Source organism: uncultured Tessaracoccus sp. (assembly GCF_947255005.1).
In the GTDB taxonomy this organism is placed as follows: Bacteria; Actinomycetota; Actinomycetes; order Propionibacteriales; family Propionibacteriaceae; genus Arachnia.
Genome location: NZ_CAMYFI010000028.1, coordinates 1 through 17,826, shown reverse-complemented (window position 1 = coordinate 17,826; position 17,826 = coordinate 1). Strand labels below are relative to the sequence as shown.

Annotated in this window: 19 protein-coding genes; 9 read left to right on the top strand and 10 right to left on the bottom strand. The window is 64.3% G+C overall.

The genetic code is table 11. The features are described 5' to 3' along the window. Positions 1-8: 8 nt before the first annotated feature. The 3 genes from Q0X61_RS07500 to Q0X61_RS07490 all read right to left on the bottom strand — a co-directional run bounded on the left by Q0X61_RS07500 (position 9) and on the right by Q0X61_RS07490 (position 2,192). Positions 9-248, bottom strand: coding sequence for a WhiB family transcriptional regulator (locus Q0X61_RS07500; protein ID WP_297741888.1), 240 nt, complete (start codon positions 246-248; stop codon positions 9-11). Between the two features lie 130 nt (positions 249-378). After that, positions 379-1,128 carry a hypothetical protein gene (locus Q0X61_RS07495; RefSeq protein ID WP_297741862.1) on the bottom strand — a complete coding sequence of 250 codons (750 nt, stop codon included), beginning with the start codon at positions 1,126-1,128 and terminating at the stop codon, positions 379-381. Continuing rightward, entirely contained in the window at positions 1,119-2,192 is a 1,074-nt protein-coding gene (locus Q0X61_RS07490) for a mannose-1-phosphate guanylyltransferase (protein WP_297741860.1), read from the bottom strand. The genes Q0X61_RS07495 and Q0X61_RS07490 overlap by 10 nt, the downstream gene beginning before the upstream one ends. Before the next feature lie 192 nt (positions 2,193-2,384). On the opposite strand from Q0X61_RS07490, the gene Q0X61_RS07485 reads away from it, so the two are divergent. Further along, a complete protein-coding gene (locus Q0X61_RS07485; protein WP_297741858.1) occupies positions 2,385-3,041 on the top strand; it encodes a TIGR03089 family protein in 657 nt (218 codons plus the stop codon). Here Q0X61_RS07485 and Q0X61_RS07480 read toward each other — a convergent pair. From Q0X61_RS07480 to Q0X61_RS07470, 3 genes are all read right to left on the bottom strand, one after another. Further along, positions 3,028-5,034 (bottom strand): prolyl oligopeptidase family protein, encoded by a 2,007-nt coding sequence (locus Q0X61_RS07480; protein WP_297741856.1) that lies wholly within the window; start codon positions 5,032-5,034, stop codon positions 3,028-3,030. The two genes, Q0X61_RS07485 and Q0X61_RS07480, sit on opposite strands and share 14 nt — an antisense overlap. 11 nt (positions 5,035-5,045) lie before the next feature. Then, the gene (locus Q0X61_RS07475; RefSeq protein WP_297741854.1) at positions 5,046-6,014 is read right to left on the bottom strand and encodes a glycosyltransferase family 2 protein; all 969 of its coding nucleotides are present in this window, start codon (positions 6,012-6,014) and stop codon (positions 5,046-5,048) included. Between the two features lie 141 nt (positions 6,015-6,155). After that, positions 6,156-7,637, bottom strand: coding sequence for an LCP family protein (locus tag Q0X61_RS07470; protein ID WP_297741852.1), 1,482 nt, complete (start codon positions 7,635-7,637; stop codon positions 6,156-6,158). 110 nt (positions 7,638-7,747) lie between these two features. Between Q0X61_RS07470 and Q0X61_RS07465 the strand changes: the two genes are divergently transcribed. Next, positions 7,748-8,956 (top strand): LCP family protein, encoded by a 1,209-nt coding sequence (locus Q0X61_RS07465; protein ID WP_297741850.1) that lies wholly within the window; start codon positions 7,748-7,750, stop codon positions 8,954-8,956. 106 nt (positions 8,957-9,062) lie between these two features. After that, positions 9,063-10,772 (top strand): DUF3352 domain-containing protein, encoded by a 1,710-nt coding sequence (locus Q0X61_RS07460; protein WP_297741849.1) that lies wholly within the window; start codon positions 9,063-9,065, stop codon positions 10,770-10,772. Between the two features lie 64 nt (positions 10,773-10,836). Here Q0X61_RS07460 and purE read toward each other — a convergent pair whose 3' ends face one another. Genes purE through Q0X61_RS07440 form a run of 4 tightly spaced genes read right to left on the bottom strand, consistent with a single transcriptional unit; the run spans position 10,837 to position 13,825 of the window. Further along, the gene (purE, locus tag Q0X61_RS07455; RefSeq protein ID WP_297741847.1) at positions 10,837-11,331 is read right to left on the bottom strand and encodes a 5-(carboxyamino)imidazole ribonucleotide mutase; all 495 of its coding nucleotides are present in this window, start codon (positions 11,329-11,331) and stop codon (positions 10,837-10,839) included. Continuing rightward, complete coding sequence (locus Q0X61_RS07450; protein WP_297741845.1) at positions 11,328-12,473, bottom strand: 5-(carboxyamino)imidazole ribonucleotide synthase; 1,146 nt, start codon at positions 12,471-12,473, stop codon at positions 11,328-11,330. The genes purE and Q0X61_RS07450 overlap by 4 nt, the downstream gene beginning before the upstream one ends. Before the next feature lie 41 nt (positions 12,474-12,514). Then, complete coding sequence (locus tag Q0X61_RS07445) at positions 12,515-13,024, bottom strand: PH domain-containing protein (RefSeq protein WP_297741843.1); 510 nt, start codon at positions 13,022-13,024, stop codon at positions 12,515-12,517. Positions 13,025-13,036: 12 nt separating this feature from the next. Beyond that, positions 13,037-13,825 carry a biotin--[acetyl-CoA-carboxylase] ligase gene (locus Q0X61_RS07440; protein ID WP_297741841.1) on the bottom strand — a complete coding sequence of 263 codons (789 nt, stop codon included), beginning with the start codon at positions 13,823-13,825 and terminating at the stop codon, positions 13,037-13,039. 81 nt (positions 13,826-13,906) lie between these two features. Here Q0X61_RS07440 and Q0X61_RS07435 point away from each other — a divergent pair, with 81 nt between their 5' ends. From Q0X61_RS07435 to Q0X61_RS07410, 6 genes are all read left to right on the top strand, one after another. Beyond that, positions 13,907-15,481, top strand: coding sequence for an acyl-CoA carboxylase subunit beta (locus tag Q0X61_RS07435; protein WP_297741839.1), 1,575 nt, complete (start codon positions 13,907-13,909; stop codon positions 15,479-15,481). Beyond that, positions 15,478-15,681 carry an acyl-CoA carboxylase subunit epsilon gene (locus Q0X61_RS07430; protein WP_297741837.1) on the top strand — a complete coding sequence of 68 codons (204 nt, stop codon included), beginning with the start codon at positions 15,478-15,480 and terminating at the stop codon, positions 15,679-15,681. The genes Q0X61_RS07435 and Q0X61_RS07430 overlap by 4 nt, the downstream gene beginning before the upstream one ends. After that, positions 15,681-16,289 (top strand): nucleoside triphosphate pyrophosphatase, encoded by a 609-nt coding sequence (locus Q0X61_RS07425; RefSeq protein WP_297741835.1) that lies wholly within the window; start codon positions 15,681-15,683, stop codon positions 16,287-16,289. Before Q0X61_RS07430 ends, Q0X61_RS07425 begins: the two co-directional genes overlap by 1 nt. Positions 16,290-16,498: 209 nt before the next feature. Further along, positions 16,499-16,891 (top strand): hypothetical protein, encoded by a 393-nt coding sequence (locus Q0X61_RS07420; protein ID WP_297741833.1) that lies wholly within the window; start codon positions 16,499-16,501, stop codon positions 16,889-16,891. Next, positions 16,888-17,226, top strand: a complete 339-nt coding sequence (locus Q0X61_RS07415; RefSeq protein ID WP_297741831.1) for a hypothetical protein — start codon at positions 16,888-16,890, stop codon at positions 17,224-17,226. Before Q0X61_RS07420 ends, Q0X61_RS07415 begins: the two co-directional genes overlap by 4 nt. Then, entirely contained in the window at positions 17,226-17,756 is a 531-nt protein-coding gene (locus Q0X61_RS07410; RefSeq protein WP_297741829.1) for a hypothetical protein, read from the top strand. Before Q0X61_RS07415 ends, Q0X61_RS07410 begins: the two co-directional genes overlap by 1 nt. Positions 17,757-17,826: the final 70 nt, after the last annotated feature.

The following is a 17,826-nucleotide window of genomic DNA, read 5'->3' as shown; positions in this document are numbered from 1 at the left end:
CTCCGTATTCAGACTACTGCGCGTTTGAGCTTACGCCGTTCCCTCTCCGAGAGACCACCCCAAATGCCGAAGCGCTCATCGTGGGCGAGAGCGTACTCGAGGCACTGCTCCTTCACGTTGCACTTCTGGCACACGCTCTTGGCTTCGCGCGTGGAGCCACCCTTTTCAGGGAAGAAGGCCTCAGGATCAGTTTGGGCGCACAAGGCCTCCGCCTGCCAACCGTAGGCACCTTCGTCGTCCAAGAGCATTAGTGCTTCGTTCACCGGGCCCTCCTTTACCCATGAATTACACACGTGTTATTAGAGCACGTCAAGCGGAGGGGTGAAAAGAGCTCAGTAGTTCGCAACACGACACGCCGGGATGCGTCCGTGTATCCGGTCAGCGGCGCTGGTGAGGAACGCGACGCCGGGGTGGTCGCAGCAGCGTGCCGTCCGGGTCGTCCTCCACCGCGCGCGGCCATGGAGACGACACCTGGCGCCAGTCATTGCGCGGGGCCGATTCTTCCACGGACCCCGCGCGATGGATACCCACCGGCGTGGGCGCGGACTGCGGGTTCTCGGAGCACACAGGGTTCGGGGGCACCGGCACGTCGGGGAATGTCTTCAGTGCCTCCGGCGCGGCTGAGCCGTTCAGCGGTGTCGGCGAGATGCTTCGCTGCAGCGGGAGCAGTAGCGGAACGCTCCCGTCGCGCCGGCTCTTAGGTTTGGCGGTTTCACGGCGAACCGGGGCGATGCCCCAAGCCGCCCACACGGTGAGCGCCACGGCGACGACGAAGGACGCAGTCAAATCGATCACGAGCGCCACGCCATGATTCCTACCGACTTGCTCTCCAGCCGGCCAGGCCAAGCACACCATCACGCCGCGAAAGACGACACCAATCGCCGAACACAGCACTACTACCATGCGCGCCCACACGGCGACGTTGCTCGCCAACACCGATAGTGCGACACTCAACCACAGCGCCCACATGGGCACGACACCGCCGCGTTGCAGGAGCGCCAAACCTTCCGGATCGAGCGTATGCAGCATCAGCGATACCCCTTGCGCCAGGCCTGCGAGCGCAAGGCAAACCACGAGCAGCGACGGCAGCGGGCTCGTCGTAGTGCGGGCGAATCGAGTCATGCCCATTCGGCTCCGTACTCCTCGGCCACTTTGGCGACGAGGGCTTTCACGTTCTCGAGGTCGTCCAGGCTCGCCACCAGCGTGGCCTGAGGCGTCACGACGACGAGTTGCCGTTCCAGTCCGAGCGCGGCGACAACGTGATCACCGCCTGTCATGTTGAGGACGATACAGCCGGAGGAATCCATCGTGACCGTGGCACCGCGACGAGCATTTCCGTCGGAATCGCTCGGGAGCAGCTCCGCATAGCTGGCGTAGCCTCCGACGTCCTTCCACTCCACTTCGAGCGGCACGCTCACCACCTGCGCGCCCGTTCGGCCGGTGGAGGCCGGCTCCATGATTGCGTAGTCCACCGACGTTTTCGTCAGCGTTGGGAAGAGTTCATCGAGCGTTTCGGGCTCGCGGACGATGCGTCGGATCTTCTTCGCGTTCTCCGGCAGGAGCTGATCGAGCTGCGCCAGCAGAGTGCTGGCGCGCCACACGAACATGCCTGCGTTCCACCAATACTCTCCTGCTTCGAGGTAGCGCGCGGCGACATCGGCGCTCGGCTTCTCCTTGAACTCGCTGATGCGAAACACGCCTGGCTCCACCTCGTCGGCACGGTGGAGGTAGCCGTATCCGGTATGCGCAGTGGTGGGCACCACGCCCAGGGTGCACAACGAGTCGGGGCGTCGCTCCGCTGTTTCAAATGCGCGTCGCAGCGCGGCTTGGAAACGTTCGACGGGGGTGATGATCTGGTCGGCGGTGACCATCGCCACAACCGCGTCCGGATCGCGTTGATCCAGTACCGCAGCCGACCACGCCACTGCGTTGAGCGAGTCGCGCCCCACAGGTTCCCCGAGGAGATTCTCGGGCAAGAGCTCCGGAATCTGCTCGCGGACATCGTCGGCATAGTCCCTGCCGGTGCACACCAACACCTGATCCGACGGCACCAGCCCTTCAAGCCGCTCCCACGCCAGTCGCAGCAGCGATTTCCCCTCGAACATGTCCAAAAGCTGCTTCGGGCGGCCCTTGCGAGACAGCGGCCATAGGCGGGTGCCGGACCCGCCGGCCATGATGACGACGTAACGCATGAGCTAACCGTAGCAAGGTGGGCGCGAGCCGGACAGCGGCAGCAATGCGTGGACGTAGGCGCTCGTGAAACTGCAAAACTCGACATCAGAAAGCTCTACCCTGCCGAAATAGCGGGGTGTGGACGATCTAGTGTCGAGTTTTGCAGGTCAGGTGACCTTCACCACTTCAACAGCGCCACTACGATGACCGACATGTTCTCCGACGTGTTCACTCACCCGAGCCCCACCCCACTCATCACCTACTACGAGGGGGATGCCCGCGTCGAACTGTCTGGCGTCACCTTCTCGAACTGGGTGATGAAGACGGCGAACTTCTTCGATGATCTGGGAGGCGAGAGCGACGAGGCGCTCGCGCTCGGCTTGGCTGAGTCCCACCCCGGCCACTGGGTGTCGCTGATCTGGACGGCGGCTATTTGGTTCGCTGGTGGGCACGTCGTCGCGGGAGTGTCGGAAGGTGCCGCGTTCGCGGTGGTCGGCCCGGAAGATGCGCGACGAGGTGACGTCACCATCGCCTGCTCGTTGCACCCGCTCGGGCTCGGTTTCGACGCCACTCCCCCGGGTTGCGCCGACTACGCCGACGTGCTCGCTCAGCCCGACGCCGCCGTCGAGGGAACACCAGCCCCCACCGACCCAGCCTGGGGCGAGCGCTCCTACGCCGACCTCGACAAGGTCGAGGGGCGCTCCAACCGCTTGCTATTCGCCCAGCCAACCAGCAGCTGGGAGTTCCTGCGCGACGCACTCGCCGCGCCCTTGCGGGGCGGCGGTTCGAGTGTCATCACGGTTGACCTCGACGAGGAGCGCGTGCGCGAGATCGCCGTCGCTGAGAGGGCGTCGATCAGCGAGGCGTGAGCCCGACGTGGGCTGCGGCGAAGGCGAGTTGATCGGTGTATTCCCGCAGCTGGGCGTGCTTCGGTTTGCCCGCGCCGTGGCCCGCGCGCGTATCGACGCTCAGCCAGAACGGCCCACCCTCGCCCGTGTGCTGGAGCTCAGCGGCGAACTTGTATGAGTGGGCGGGAACCACGCGGTCGTCGTGATCGGCAGTCGTAATGAGCGTGGGCGGATACTCCACGTTACGCACGTTGTGCAGTGGCGAGTACCGCAGCAAGTATTCGGCGACGCCGGGCTCATCGGGGTTGCCGTAGTCCCTCGCCCAGGCCCACCCGATGGTGAATCGGTGGTAGCGCAGCATGTCGAGTACCCCTACGCTCGGCAGCACGGCCGCCCACAGATCAGGGCGCTGCGTGAGCCCGGCGGCCGCGAGCAGCCCGCCGTTGGATCGCCCGTGCAAGGCGAGCTGCGACGGCGTGGTCACCCCGTCGGCAATGATGCGCTCGGCTACGGCGAAGAGGTCGTCGAATACCTGCTGTTTGTGTGCTTTCGTGCCCTGCTCGTGCCACTGTTCCCCGAACTCTCCGCCGCCGCGCAGATTGGGGATAACCAGCGTGCCGCCCGCGGCAATCCACGCCGCGAAGATGGGCCTATGGTCCGGCATGACGGGGAGGTTGAAGCCGCCGTAGCCCCACATCAGCGTCGGGCGCGGACCGTCGGTGGGCCCGTCAGGTTCGATGACGAAGGCAGGCACCTCGACACCGTCGCTCGACGTCACACGGACGCGGCGCGTACGGCTAGGTACGGAGAACTGACCATCTGGCCTTGTGGTTCGCCAATCGACGAGCTTGCCCCCGTCGACGAGGGCGTGCGCCCGCTGCCCCCGGTCAGTGAACGTAGACGTGGCGAGGAACACGTCGTCGGAGTCCTCGTGCGTCGAGAGCCCCGCGATGCTGACGCCGTCGCCGACCGGCAGTGCATCGCCGGGCACGCCGTCGAGGTCAAGCAGTTCGACGCATGACTGCGCGTCCACCATCCAGTGCGCGAGATAACCGGTGCGGGTGGCGTCGAAGGCGAGCAGCGTCTGGCGTGAGCGCTCGGCCACGAGCTCGCGCCTGGCCCCGTCGAGGAGGTCGACGGCGACCACCCGGCCACGCGGCGCGTCTTCGTCGGTGCCGCAGATGAGCTCCCGACCGCGCACCGCGACCGGCCACCACTGGCCCTGGCCATCGACGAGAAGCCGCAGTTCCGCATCCTCGTGCAGCCTCACGAATACCTGGGTGCGCGATTCAAGACCTCGACGCGCAAACAGCAGACACCACTCGTCGTCGGGGAATCGGTACGGCATTGTTCGGGGGTCGTCGGGCTGCCAGTACAGCTCGCTGCAACGTGCATCCATGTCGAAGGCATACATGACGCCGGCGGCGTTCTCGTCGGTGAGCGCGTTGCCGGTGGGCTCCGGGTAGACCCAGTAAGTGAAGCGCCTGCCGCCTGGCAGCCAGGTAGGCATGTTCCATTTTGCCCAGCGGATCTCGACGCCGGTGTCTTCGAGCGACGCGAGGTCGAGCACGCGGATAGTGTGCCAATCGGAGCCGGCCTCCGCGACGGCATAGGCCAACAGCGAGGCGTCATCGTTGGGCGCGAACTGCACGATGGCGGTGGTGCCGTCACCGCCGTTGGGGTCGAGGATGGTCTCGGCGGTTTCCAGGTCGTCAAAGCTGCGCGCACGCACGACACGGGGCTGGTCGTCGCCGTCATTGTGCCACGCGAACAGCCACCCGCCGCGCTGTACCGGGCAGTTACGGGTGGGTTCCGACAGCACGCGGTGAAGGATGCGCTCGAACGCATCCCGGTTGGGAAGCGCGTCGAGTTTAGGGCGCGACAACGCGTTTTGCGCCTCGATGAAGGCTTCCGTCTCCGGCGATGGGTTCTCGAGCCACCGGTATGGATCTGCGACGGCGTGCCCGCCGATGTCGTCAATTACCGTCTCGTCGCGCCTGGCGGCTGGGTACATCGCTGCGCTCCTCAGGCTGGGGTTGAGCGCATGAAACCAGCGCCCCAGCACCCGTGCATCACAGCGAGCACCAGCGGTAGGCGGAGCTTCGCCTGGAAGTCGGCGTCGATGCGCGCCGTGGCCACGAGCAAGAACAGGGTGTAGGCCGCTGGCGCGAGCAGCAGGAAGGTGAGATACCTGTTCCGTGTGAGCAGTCCGACGAGCCCGCCCACCAGCCCTCCTGTGAAGCCAGCGACGGCGATGGGCGGGGCGAGGTAGCGCACGGATGCGGTTTCGGGGTAGCGGCGGATGATCTCGCGACGCCAGCTGCCCGTGCGATAGAACTGCTGCGCGAGCGCCCGATACGTCGAGCGTGGCCGGTACACCACCCGCAGCTCAGGTGAGAACCAAATGCGGAAGCCAGCCTTGCGCAGGCGGTAGTTCAGTTCCCAATCCTGTGCGCGGTGCAACGACTCGTCGAATCCACCCACCGATTCCAGCGCGTCGCGACGAAACACACCCAGGAAGACGGTCTGGGCTGGCCCTGCAGGGGTGTCTTTCACATGGAAACCACCACCGCCCAGACCGTAGGGCGAGTTGTAGGCGGCCGCGATGGCGCGCTCGAGCGATGTGCGGCCCTGTGCATCCATGATTCCCCCGACGTTGGCCGCACCCGTTTCTTCCAGAAGTTGCACTGCCTTGACGATGTAGCCGTCGCTCAGTTCACCGTGTCCGTCGACGCGCACGATGACGTCGTAGTGCGATGCGGCGATGGCGATGTTCAGCCCAGCCGGCGTGTACCCCGTCGGGTTGTCTACGACGGTGACCTCTGAATATCTCTCGGCCAGCGCGGCGGCGATTGTTTCCGTGTGATCGACGGAAGGCCCGACGGCGATGATGATCTCCAGCTCACCGCTTCTGTCTTGTTGCAGTACACGCTCGACGGCGGCTTCCAGGTGCGCTTCTTCATTGCGCACCGGCATCACGACGCTGACATCCATACCCGTCACTGTATCGAGCCCTCCCCAAGCTCATCCTCGCAGATGCTCGACTGGACGCACGCCAGATTCGTTTTTGGGCCCTCCACGGCCAGTTTCTTGCATGTGGTGTGCGCTCAGTCGAGTCATGCCTTGTTGCCTCGGTCAGTTCACCGAGCACACAGACTGAAGATCGCCCGTGGTTTGCCCAGCCGTGTACGCCTTGTCATCGCTCTCGAGGGTGGCCGACGCCGATGCGGACGCTTGCGGCGCGGGGTTGATGCTGTGGGCAGGCGGTGCACTCAGTTGCGGGCTCGGCGCAGCCGTTGTCGCGCTCTTGCCTGCTTTGTCCGACTGCTCGGAGGCTTTGATTGCCGACTGCACTGTCTCGCGGATCAGCCCGAAGTCGGGGTGGGCGGTGTCCGGGATGAGCGGGGGCATGAAGTTGACAGAGGCAATCTGCCGGTTGCGGGCCTCGAGCGCGAGCCCCGCCAGCTCAACGATCTGGTCGCGCGGCACATCGGTGAGCAGGAGGTCTTTGCCCGCTTCGGAGAGTTCGACGAAGCGGGTGGCCACCACCTGCGGGTCGAGTTGTGCCACCATGGCGCTCATCACGCATTTCTGACGTTGCATGCGCTCGTAATCGCTGGAGCCGTGCCTGGAGCGCGCAAACCACAGCGCGTGTTTGCCGTCAAGGTGTACATCCTTGCCGGGCTCAATGTAGCCGAACACCGGCGAGCTGCCGCCACCAATGGGGATACGCTTCATCACATCGATGTTGATGCCGCCCATCGCGTCGATGATGGACGAGAAGCCGTGCATGTCCACCAGCGCGTAGTAGTTAATGTCAAGGCCGAGTGTCTCCCCCACCGCAGCCTTCGTCGCAGCCAACCCAACGTTGAGGCCTTCGGGGAACTGGTCGGCGTGTTCCTCAGCGACTGTCCATATCGCGTTCAGCATGCACTCGTTGTTCGCGCACCGGAACCCATCGGGGTAGATCGCGTGCATGGGAGAATCCTTCGGGAACGGAACGCCTTGCATGTTCCGGGGCAGCCCGAAGATCACCGTCTGGCCGGTCTCCGCGTTGATCGATGCGACGTTGACGGAGTCCGCCCGCACCCCGATGCGCTCGTCGGAGGCGTCAACGCCCAGCAGCATGATGTTGTAGCGACCCGCCTTCTTCTCAGTGTCCCCACCGCCCGGCAGCACAGAGCCGACGTTGCCTGCGGCCGCGAAGGCTCCCGCGATGAGATTCGTCACCAGTCCCATCACCACGGCCAAAGCGACGACGGTGAGCGTCATGGCCAAGCGTGCTCGCTGCGGCAATTCCATAGGGCGTGATAAGCGCCAGGAGTCGACAAGCAGAGCAACCCAACCGATGAACAACATCCAGAGCGCAACGCGGCAAACCACCGTGACCCACGGCGTGAGGAGGAACCCGACGGTGGCCCCCGGCGCAATGAGCACCGAAAGGCCGACGACTACGAGCGATACGAAGAGCCCTGCGAGCACGCGCGCCGCGAGCACCCCCACGCGACGGTTGCCGACGTAGCGCTGCACGGAGCCCGGCAACACGGCGGAGAACAGGAGGCAACCAATCGCTCTGCGCAGACGGACGCGAGCCACCTCGACTTGGGCGTTGGTCACAGCTCTCCTCCTGAGAGTTCGGGTCGCTCAAGTATGACTCCCCCCGACGAGGCGTATCACCCATGGCGCGCCGAGGCGTACGCGATTGGCTTCCACGTATGATCGTTTGCGTGACGAATCGGGATGACCTGCGCTGGCTGTACGACGAGAACGAGCCGGAACACACACGCGTCATGCCCTCTTCCGACATTCCCGACGCCGCATCCGCGCCCGAGTGGGTGACCCCGTCGCGTGAACCCGGCTCAGATCAACGGCTGGCGAGTGCACCGTCGGCATATCCGGAGGCGTACGCTACGCCTGGCCACCAGCCCCCGACGCCGTACCCGTACCCGTCTGCCCCACCGCCAACGCAGCGGGGCAGACGTCGGCGCCGAAAAAAGCGGCGCCTGTTCAAGCTGTTGGTGCTGCTGTTCGTGTTGTGGATCGCGTACCTTGTGACGGTGCCAGTGCTGGCATTCATGAATATCTCGACAGTGCAAGGCGTTGAGAGCGAGCTTTCCGACCAGCCAGGCACCGCAGTGCTGCTCGTCGGTAGCGACGGGCGCGACAGCCTCTCCCCTGAAGACCGACGACGCCTCGGCACCGGCTCCACGGCAGGCGGGCGCACCGACACGATGATGCTGCTGTACACAGCCCCGAACGGGAAATCCGTGCTGCTGAGCTTCCCGCGGGATTCCTACGTCGACATTCCGGGGCACGGCAAGAACAAGCTGAATGCCGCCTACGCGCTCGGCGGCGCGCCGCTACTCATCCGCACCATTGAAGGCAACACCGGCATCAAAATCGACGGCTACTTGGAGATCGGCATGCTCGGGCTCGTTGACGTCGTGGATGCCGTCGGTGGCATCGAAATCTGCCCCAAGAAGGCCATCAAGGATCGCGATTCGCACCTCGACATCCCAGGCGGCTGCCAGAAAGCCGACGGCGTCACCGCCCTCAGCTACGCTCGGATGCGGAAGGCCGACAAACGCGGCGACCTCGGGCGGATGGAGCGCCAACGGGAAGTGATGGGCCAGATCATGCAGTCCGTCCTGCACCCCATGACCTTCATCAACCCCGTCAGGTATTGGCAGGTCAACACCGGCGCCGCGCGTTCCCTGACCCGCACTGAGGGCACGGGGATCGGCGCTGTTACGGGCGCCGGCGTCGGATTGATCTCTGGCGCGACTGGTAACGGCATCGCGCTCACCGTGCCCATCTCGAACGCAAACGCGCGCACGTCGGCGGGTTCGACGGTGATCTGGGACAAAAAGAACGCGTCGAAGGTGTTCAATGCCATAGCCAGAGGCGATATCGACGCGGTTGCTGAGCACCGGTAACGTTCGTCACTGCTCCTGTGTGCGCAGGGCCCTGGCCGTCGGACGTGTGAAAATGACCTCATTTACCCGTACCCTGGATAACGACTGCACACACAAAGGAGAGATCGTGAGCCAGCAGCAATGGAATAACCACCCTCAGGGTGGCGGGCAAGGCGGCTACCAAGGCCCACCGAATCAGCCTCACGGCCCCGGAAACTTCGGCGGCCAGCAGCCAAACCAAGGTCCTCACTTCCAGGGAGGACAACCAGGCGGCAACCCGCAGGGGGCTCCTGGCGGCTATCAGCAGCAGGGCCCGGCAGGCCCAGGCGCCCCTGGCGGCCCCGGCGGTCCTGGTGGGTACGGTGGTCCTGGGGGTCCCGGCGGCCCGGTTGGCACCAAGACGAAGTCGAAGCTTCCCGTCGTGATCGGCGGCGTCGTCGCTGCGGGCCTGGTGGTCGGCGGCGGTTTCTTCGCCTACAACTTCTTCAACGGAACTTCCCCCTCGGCAGCCACGGCGGGCGTTCCGAGCAACGCTATCGCCGTCGTCGAGCTGTCGCTCAACCCGGCAGATGCCGACAAGCTCGCGCTGAAGAACATCGTCGAGAAGTTCCCTGAAGGCTCCGACCTGCCAGATACCGACGACTACAAAGAGGTCCTGTGGGAACTCGTCGCCGACGATGATAGCGACATCAACTACCAGGAAGATGTGAAGCCTTGGTTGGGCAATTCGCTCTCAATCGGCGTCCTGCCCGTCGAGGGCGGCACCAACAGCGACGATGACGAGCTGGGCCAGCGCCGTGACGACCCCGTCACGCCGGTGCTGGCGGTGGAGGTCACCGACGAGGGCAAGGCCGATGCGTTCATGAAGGAGCACGGCGGTGACAACACCAAGCACTTCTTCCATAACAACCTGATGGTGGTCGAGGATAAGGACTCCGACATCAAGGCCGCGCTCGAGAAAGGCTCCATCAAGGACGACGAGCAGTACAAGGCTGATATGGCGGCCCTCGAAGGCAGCAACCTCGCCAGTGCCTGGGTGAGCACCAAGGCCATCCAGATGGCCCTCGAAATAAGCGATTCGCCTAATATCGACAGTGCGACGCTCGAACAGATCGAGGCGCTGAAGTCGGTGCACGGCGCAATTGGCCTGCACGTCGAGGACAACATGCTGACGCTGCATTCCTCCTTCGCTTCAGATGTTGAAAACGGCAAGAGCGAGTCGGTGAAGGACTTCGTGGGCTCGCTTCCCGCAGATGCCCCGATGGCCTTTGGCGTAGCCTTCAACGACGAAATGATCAGCCAGCTGTGGAAGCAGCTCGATAGCGCTCCGGGGATGAAGGACAAGCTCGCCCAGGTGGGCTTGAAGTCAGAAGAGGACGTGAAGGCGCTGCTCGGCAAGCAGCTGGCGGCAGCTGTCGACGTGGTGTCCGAAGGTGGCCAAGTGAACGACGCGAAGGTGGGCGTCAAGGTTGCCACCGATGACGTCGAGCGTCATAACTCCCTCCTCGACCCGCTGTTCAAGCAGTTGGAAGCGCAGGGCGGTGAAGTTCCGATTCAGCGCAGCACTGAAGGCAACACCGTCACCTATACCCGCGGCTACTCAGCCGACGAGGTAACGGGCGGGTCACTGAAGGACAACGACCTCTACAAGAAGGTTGTCACCGACGATGCACAAGTCGTCATCTTCGTGAACGTGAATGCCGTCGCCGAGATTGCCGGCAGCAACATGGATGAGGAGTCGAAACAGTACGTCGAACCGATCGCAGCCGTCGGCATGACGAGCAGCGCCGACGGTGATCGGACGAAGAGCATCGTGCGGGTGGTCTTCGACGACTAACCCCTCACGAGTAGATGAAGGGCTCGGCGATTACGCCGGGCCCTTCACTCGTTGCTGTGGAGTTTCAGAGCGCAGAGCGCACCTTCTCGCCCTTCGCGCGCGCGAGATCGCGCAGCTCCCCCTGGAAGGCGAGCATCTTCCCCTGCAATGCAGGGTCGGTCGCCGCCAATATCCGCACTGCGAGCAGACCCGCATTGCGCGCATTGCCGATGGCCACCGTCGCGACGGGCACCCCCGCCGGCATCTGCACGATCGACAACAGCGAATCAAGGCCGTCGAGCTGCTTGAGCGGCACCGGAACCCCAATCACCGGCAGTGGTGTGAGGGCTGCGATCATGCCGGGAAGGTGCGCCGCTCCCCCGGCGCCCGCGATGATTGCCCTGATTCCCCGACGGTGCGCCTCTCGTCCGAAGGACACCATGTCTTCTGGCATGCGGTGGGCGGAGACCACGTCGGCCTCATAGGCGACGTCGAAATCCTCGAGTGCTTTCGCAGCGGGCTCCATCGTCGGCCAATCCGAGTCCGAGCCCATCACGACGCTCACCAGCGGATCACTCATCGTTCAACTCCCATCATGTAGTTTGCAGCGTGCCGGGCACGACGGCGCACATCGTCGACATCGTCGCCGGTGCAGGTGACGTGTCCCACCTTGCGCCCTGGCCGTACATCTTTGCCGTAGAGGTGCGCGTGCGCGTGGCGGTCGCGGGCGTAGACGTGTTGCAGTGCACCGGTGAGGTCGTCCTCAGATCCGCCCAGCACGTTGGCCATGACGACGACCGGCGCGGTCATGTCCGGCGCGCCGAGCGGCAGATCCAGCACCGCGCGGAGGTGGTTGTCGAACTGGCTGGTGACAGCGCCGTCGATGCTCCAGTGGCCGGTGTTGTGCGGGCGCATGGCGAGCTCGTTCACGACGATGCGTCCGTCGGGAGCTTCCATGAGTTCCACCGCGAGCACACCGACGACGCCGAGTTCGCTCGCGATGCGGATGGCCATGGACTGCAGCCGGGCGGCGCGCTCCTCGTCGAGTCCCGGCGCGGGCGTCGTCGTCTCGACGCAGATGCCATCGCGCTGCACCGTCTCTGAGATGGGGTACGCCACTACCTGGCCTGACGGCGAGCGCACGACGATGGCGGAGAGCTCGCGGGAGAAATCGATGAACTCCTCGGCGACGATGCGCACGGGCTCCCCGGCCGACACCTCCGGCTTCTCCGCAAAGACCTGCGCCACCTCGTCGGGCCCGTCAATCTTCCACACGCCCTTGCCGTCGTAGCCTCCGCGGGAGGTCTTCAGAATGATCGGCCAGCCCTGCTGTTCCCCGAACGCGACGGCGTCAGCGGCGCTGTCGCACACGACGTAGGCCGGGCAGGGCGCATCGAGTTCGCTCATGCGCTGCCGCATCGCCGCCTTGTCTTGGGCGTACTGGAGCGCGTCGGGGCCGGGCCTGGATTCGACATCGAGTGCGCGCAGGTGCTTCGTCGGGACATGTTCGTGGTCGAACGTGATCACCTGGCAGCGTTCGGTGAAGCGTTCGAGGTCGGAGAAGTCGGTGTAGTCGCCGACGAACGCGTCGGGCACCACTTGCGCCGCGGATACCCCGTCGGATTCTGCGAAGAGGTGGACGTCGATGCCGAGGCTGATGGCAGCCTGCTGCATCATTCGGGCCAGTTGCCCGCCGCCGATGATTCCGACTGAGTAACGCACGGCCTTGACTCTACCGCCAGCCACCCGGCGCCCGGTGTGGATTACTCGCCGCGGGGGTCTCCGTCGGGACCATCCTCGTTGAACAGGAGATCGTTGATAATCATCTGGCTGCGCTCCACGTCGGGAATGTCGTGCAGCTCGAGCGGATTACCTGCAGCCGTCTCAAGCGTGAGCGTGCCGCAGCCGAAGATGCGGTCGATGAGGTCGCGGTCGTAGTTGACGTTGTTAATGCGGCGCAGCGGCAGGTCGTGGCCCTTGCGGTTCAGGATGCCATGCCGGGTGATGATGCGACGATCCGTGACCGCAATCGTCGAGGTGTACCACCTGAGCCAAGGCATGAACACCAGCCAGAGGAACAGCACGAGCGCCACCGCGACGATTACCCAGAGGCCTGCGGGTTTCCACCCTTCGGGCATGAATGCGATGCCGACGCCGGTGGCTACCCCCAGCAGGATCAGGATGATGGTGGGCCAGATCAGCGTCTTGGGGTGTTCACGCAGGCGGAGCACCATGGTTTCGCCGGCGCCCAGGTACTTCTCGTTGAATGCCATGGCGTCATACTCTCATGCGATACGCGCATGTACGACATCCCCGACGGCGAACGCCTCCACGCCCCGGGCCGTGCGCACCTCGAGGCGCCCGTCGTGGTCGACATCGTGCCCGGTGCCGGGGATCGGGTCGCTGCCGGTGACGGAGATAGTGAGGTCGGCGCCGATCGAGCCGCAGCGGGCGCGGTACTCGTCGCGCAGTGTTCCGGTGCGTTCCCACTCGCGGTAGTAGCGCTCGAAGTGAGTGAGCACGCCGGCGACGACGTCGGAGGCGCTCGTCTCGAATCCGGCGAGCAGCAGGGAGTTCGCCGTCGGCACCGGGAGTTGCTCCTTGGTGAGGGCGAGGTTGATGCCGAGCCCGACGATGGCGCGCGCCCCTGCCGGGCTTTCGACGCGCTCCGAGAGGATCCCGCACACCTTGCCTCCTTCCACCAGCACGTCGTTGGGCCATTTCAGGGTGACGTCGACGTCGGCTGGCGCGAGCGCGCCCAGCGTGTCAGCGACGGCGAGCCCCGTCAGTAACGACAGCCAGCCCCAGCGTTCCTTGGGCTGCGTGGGGGCGAGGAGCATCGACATCGCCACCGCCGCGTCGGGGGGTGTCACCCAGGTGCGTGCGAGCCTGCCGCGTCCGGCGGTTTGCTCACCTGCGAACAGCACATGCCCGGCTGCACCCCCAGCGTGGGCCTCGACGGAGAGGTCGGCGTTCGTCGAACCGGTGGAGGCGACGTAGTCCAGCGGCCCCCACATAGTGCAGGCTGGGAGCTGGCGCTTCACGGACGGAAGATCGATGCGTGTTTCAATCACGAAACGTGAGTTTAGGCCCTGGTGCAGCATCGGTTCTCGCAACTCGGCGCCTTGCAGCGGCGTGAGCGGTATGGTTGCGGCATGGAGATCGACACCCAGACCACTGCGGGTCGCATCGCCGAGCTGGGAGAACGCATCGACGCGGCAATCCACGCAGGCTCGGCGCAGGCCGTCGCGAAACAGCATGCCAAAGGCAAACAGACCGCCCGTGAGCGCATTCACATGCTGCTCGACGAGGGCACCTTCCAAGAATTCGACCAATTCTCTCGTCACCGCACCACCGCGTTTGGCATGGATGCCAAGCGCCCCTTCGGTGACGGTGTGATCACCGGCACTGGGGAGATTCACGGGCGTCCGGTGTGTGTGTTCAGCCAGGACGTCACCATCTTCGGCGGCGCGCTGGGCCAGGTATATGGCGAGAAGATCGTCAAGATTCAAGACTTCGCACTGAAGACCGGCGTGCCGATCATCGGCATCAATGAAGGCGGCGGCGCGCGCATCCAGGAGGGCGTGGTCTCGCTCGGCCTCTACGGCGAGATTTTCCGCAGGAACACCCACGCGTCGGGTGTGATTCCGCAGATCTCGCTCATCATGGGTGCTGCTGCAGGCGGCCACGTCTACGGCCCGGCGCTCACGGACTTCGTCGTGATGGTTGACCAGACGTCGCAGATGTTCATCACTGGCCCGCAGGTGATTAAGACGGTCACCGGCGAGGACGTCTCGATGGAGGATCTGGGTGGCGGGCGCACCCACAACACCAAGTCTGGCAACGCGCATTACCTCGCAGCCGACGAGAACGATGCCATTGAGTATGTGCGCGACCTCATCTCGTATCTGCCGCAGAACAACCTTGAGGATCCGCCGATTTTCGACGACGAGGAAGTCGACCTCACCATCACCGACCACGATCGTCAGCTGGATACCCTCATCCCGGATTCCCCGAACCAGCCTTACGACATGCTGGAGATCATCCGCAATGTGCTCGACGACGACGAGTTCCTCGAAGTCATGCCGCTGTTCGGGCGCTCCCTGCTGTCGGGCTTTGGGCGTATTGAGGGCCGCACTATCGGCATCATCGCCAACCAACCGACGGTATTCGCAGGCTGTCTCGACATCGACTCGGCGGAGAAAGCCGCCCGGTTCGTGCGCACTTGTGATGCCTTCAACATTCCGGTGCTGACCTTCGTTGACGTGCCTGGCTTCCTGCCCGGCGTCGATCAGGAGCATCGCGGCATCATCCGTCGCGGCGCGAAACTCATCTACGCCTACGCCGAAGCCACCGTCCCCCTGCTTACCGTCATCACCCGCAAGGCCTACGGCGGCGCGTACGTGGTGATGGGGTCCAAGCATCTAGGGGCGGACATCAACTTCTCCTGGCCGACGGGGCAGATCGCCGTGATGGGCGCGTCGGGTGCGGTGGAGATTCTCTACCGCAAGCAGCTCGCAGAGGCTGATGATCCTGCGTCCGAGCGCGACCGGCTCGTGCGCGAGTACGACGACGAGCTCACCAACCCTTATGTGGCTGCCGACCGCGGCTACATCGACCAGGTGATCTACCCGCACGAGACGCGGGCTCAGGTGATTCGGGCACTGCGGCTGCTGCGCACCAAACGCGAGACGCTGCCGCCGAAGAAGCACGGGAACATTCCACTATGAGTGAGCCGACGAGGTCCGTGCGCGGCACACCGCTCACCGACGAAGAGTTCGCGGCGCTGGTTGCTGTGTTGGCGAAGAAGCGCCAATCAGACGCGCTGCACAGCAACGACGACCGTCCGCTCGCGGGTGGGTGGAATTCGTACTATCGCATCTTGCGTCCCCCGTTGGTGCCCGGACGCGAAGCGTGGCGACGCCGCTGATGCGCGTCGTCTTAGCGTCGCAGTCCGAGGCCAGACGGCGGGTGCTCCGCGATGCGGGTATCACGGCTGACGTTGTCGTCTCCGGCTTCGACGAATCCACGGTCCGCGACCCCTCGCCCACCTCGCTGTGTACACGCTTGGCTAAGGCTAAGGGGCTCACCGTGGCGGATCAACTCACCGACGACAACGTCGTCGTGCTGGCGGCGGACACCGTGATGGAGATCGAGGGCAAGGCGCGTGGCAAGCCGCGCACGCCCGAGGCTGCTGCCCAGTTGTGGCGGCGGATGCGAGGGCATACCGCCGTCATCCATACGGGGCATTTCGTGCTGGTTCGTCGCGATGGGCACGACGAGCACAGCACCCAGATTCGGTCGACCACCGTGAATTTCGCCGACCTTTCCGACGAGGAGGTCGAGGCGTACGTCGCCACCGGAGAACCCGTCAACGTGGCGGGCGGTTTCTCCATCAACCGCCTCGGCGGGGCATTCGTCACCGCCCTGAATGGCGACCCCTTCAACGTCGTCGGCATCTCCCTGCCGCTCGTTCGACAGATGCTGATCGATTTCGACGTCCCCTGGCACACGCTGTGGCAGGCACCGTCGCAGTAGGACTGGCGGAGTCCGCCCGCGACGCTGTCCCACCCCGGCTCCCATCGGGCATAGGTAACTTGTGCGGCTCACTTGCGGATCAAGTGTCACCTGCATTCGAACTTGATGTACCGCTCCAATCCTTCCAGCGTCGTGATTTGCGGTGGAGTTGTGTGATTGGTGGGTCGGTTGTGTGTGAGTTGACCCTTGGGGCGCGTAGTCTTCGCTTCATGGTTGGTGGATTTGATGATGCGTTTTCTGCGATTGCGGACGTGACAAAACTGGCTGCTGCTCTGCCGGATCATCGTGAGCGTGAGGTGCCAGAGCTGGAAGTGGAGGCTATCTCCGAGCGGGCTGAGGTGCGTGTGGGGGTGCGTGATTCGCAGGTGGCGTGGCTTGATTGTGACCCCTTCTGGTTTGAGCAGGCTTCCCGCGAGGATGTGGAGGGTGTGGTGCGAGCGACGGTCAACCGCGCGTTGGAGGAGTTCAACCGGCGGTCGTTGGAGGAGCTCACCGAACATCTGCCTGATCTGCGTGAGTTAGGTGCCGCGTTCCAAGTGGCTGACAGCAAGTTGGACAAGGCGTGGGCAGACACGTTAGCGGCGGCGAAGGTGCAGTCGTGAGTGGGCAGGTGGAGTTTAATCCGCGATCATGGCTGAACGCCGCGGAGGGCTTCGATGAGGCGGCCCAGGCGTCATCGAGGCTGGTGCAAGATGTGGTGGCGGCTACCACGGATGCGGGTGCGTGCGGTGCTGAAGGTGGCCTATCCACGGTCGATGGTGCACTGACGATCATGTTGCAGGTGTTCGGGCAGGTGATGCACGAACAGGTGCTGACCCCGTATGTGGAGGGTGTGGCCAGCGAAGCAGCGGCTATGGACGCGATCGCGCAGGATTACCAAACCGTCGAGGCTGACAGTCAACAGTTGGCTGGGCAAGCAGGTAGGGAGGTGATCTGATGGAGGTGACGTTTCTTGGTTTGGAAGTCACGATCCCTGACGATCCGGTCGCGTTCATTAAAGCCAAAGCGATTGAGTTGTTGAATCATTTGGGGTATGAGTGGCCCACCAGTAATGAGGACATGCTGGATCAGTGGGCCGAGCTGTGGGAGGAGCTGCCTGTCCGGGTGGATGCGCAGTTAGCGCAATTCGAGCAGGCAATCACCCACGTGACCAACAACAACGCTGGGCCTACCGCCGACGCGTTCCGCGCCTACATGTCAGGCGGTGAGGCGAACATTGAGACGATGATCTCGATTCGTGATCACGCGCCTGCCGCGGCCGCGTCGTATCGTGGTGCCGCATGGTTGGTACGTGGGCTACGAGCCTTCGTGATCGGCAAACTGCTGCTCGATGCAGTCATGCTGGCGGCAGCGATCATCTCCGGCGGCGCCTCTGCCGGCGCGTCACTGTTGATGCGTAAAGGGATCGGTGCAGCAATCTCGATTGCGATCGATCAGGCCATCAACCAGCTCTTGGGAGGCCAGTGATGGCGAAGATCCCAGCGAGCTTGTCAAGTTGTTTGTGTAAGTGGTCTGTTTTTAGGTGGTTTGGGGGAAG

Bases quoted from the DNA above. Each gene is read 5' to 3' on its own strand.
- Q0X61_RS07500 (WP_297741888.1), bottom strand. From the start codon at position 248: ATGCTCTTGGACGACGAAGGTGCCTACGGTTGGCAGGCGGAGGCCTTG.
- Q0X61_RS07495 (WP_297741862.1), bottom strand. From the start codon at position 1,128: ATGGGCATGACTCGATTCGCCCGCACTACGACGAGCCCGCTGCCGTCG.
- Q0X61_RS07490 (WP_297741860.1), bottom strand. From the start codon at position 2,192: ATGCGTTACGTCGTCATCATGGCCGGCGGGTCCGGCACCCGCCTATGG.
- Q0X61_RS07485 (WP_297741858.1), top strand. From the start codon at position 2,385: ATGTTCTCCGACGTGTTCACTCACCCGAGCCCCACCCCACTCATCACC.
- Q0X61_RS07480 (WP_297741856.1), bottom strand. From the start codon at position 5,034: ATGTACCCAGCCGCCAGGCGCGACGAGACGGTAATTGACGACATCGGC.
- Q0X61_RS07475 (WP_297741854.1), bottom strand. From the start codon at position 6,014: ATGGATGTCAGCGTCGTGATGCCGGTGCGCAATGAAGAAGCGCACCTG.
- purE (WP_297741847.1), bottom strand. From the start codon at position 11,331: ATGAGTGATCCGCTGGTGAGCGTCGTGATGGGCTCGGACTCGGATTGG.
- Q0X61_RS07445 (WP_297741843.1), bottom strand. From the start codon at position 13,024: ATGGCATTCAACGAGAAGTACCTGGGCGCCGGCGAAACCATGGTGCTC.
- Q0X61_RS07435 (WP_297741839.1), top strand. From the start codon at position 13,907: ATGGAGATCGACACCCAGACCACTGCGGGTCGCATCGCCGAGCTGGGA.
- Q0X61_RS07430 (WP_297741837.1), top strand. From the start codon at position 15,478: ATGAGTGAGCCGACGAGGTCCGTGCGCGGCACACCGCTCACCGACGAA.
- Q0X61_RS07425 (WP_297741835.1), top strand. From the start codon at position 15,681: ATGCGCGTCGTCTTAGCGTCGCAGTCCGAGGCCAGACGGCGGGTGCTC.
- Q0X61_RS07420 (WP_297741833.1), top strand. From the start codon at position 16,499: ATGGTTGGTGGATTTGATGATGCGTTTTCTGCGATTGCGGACGTGACA.
- Q0X61_RS07410 (WP_297741829.1), top strand. From the start codon at position 17,226: ATGGAGGTGACGTTTCTTGGTTTGGAAGTCACGATCCCTGACGATCCG.